This is a genomic window from Mesorhizobium sp. M1A.F.Ca.IN.020.06.1.1 (genome assembly GCF_004023265.1).
Classification (GTDB): domain Bacteria; phylum Pseudomonadota; class Alphaproteobacteria; order Rhizobiales; family Rhizobiaceae; genus Mesorhizobium.
This window is the reverse complement of the sequence record NZ_RZSR01001660.1, coordinates 1-609: the sequence shown is the minus strand read 5'-3', so window position 1 is coordinate 609 and position 609 is coordinate 1. Positions and strand designations below refer to the sequence as shown.

Annotated in this window: 1 protein-coding gene; it reads left to right on the top strand. The window is 64.7% G+C overall.

Annotated features, from left to right (window positions below; translation table 11 throughout):
* The coding region (locus EOA60_RS36205) for a TetR/AcrR family transcriptional regulator (RefSeq protein WP_164899936.1) at nucleotides 1-595 on the top strand (595 nt) is incomplete at its 5' end.
* Nucleotides 596-609 lie beyond the last annotated feature (14 nt).

Genomic DNA, 609 nt, shown 5'->3' with positions numbered 1-609 from the left:
CAGACGCAGGCCCAAGCAGGAGCGCAGCCGCGAGCGCATCGACGCGATCCTCGCTACGACCATGCGGCTGATCGGCGAGAAGGGCATAGACGCGGTCACGATGAAGGAAGTCGGCGCGCTGGCGGGCGGGCCGATCGCCACGGTCTATCATTATTTTCCAAGCAAGTCGGCGATCTTGGCGATGCTCTACGAGCGTTTCTCGGAGGAGAGCCGGGCTCGCTTCGGCGCGATCATCGCCGATATCCGGGGAGTGGATGACGTGACCGCTGCAGCCGATCGGCTGCTCGACGATTACTACGGCCGTGTCGCGGCGGATCCGGCGATCCAGGATCTGCAGAACGCGATCCAGGCCGACAAGGCGCTGCAGCATCTCGACATCGCCGAGACGCGGCATCAGGCGAAGATGTTCTGCGACCGTGTGGCGCCGATGCTGAAGCCTAAGCAGCGCGAGGCGTTCGGGCGCGTGGTGTTCCTGATCTTTCAGCTCGCCGGCGGCGTCGTGCGGCTGGCGCTGACGCAGGACGAGGCGGAAGGCCGGCGCACGATCGAGGATTACCGGTCGATCATCCACGCGCAGTTGCGGCTGTTTTTGTAGGCATGCCTAACGGT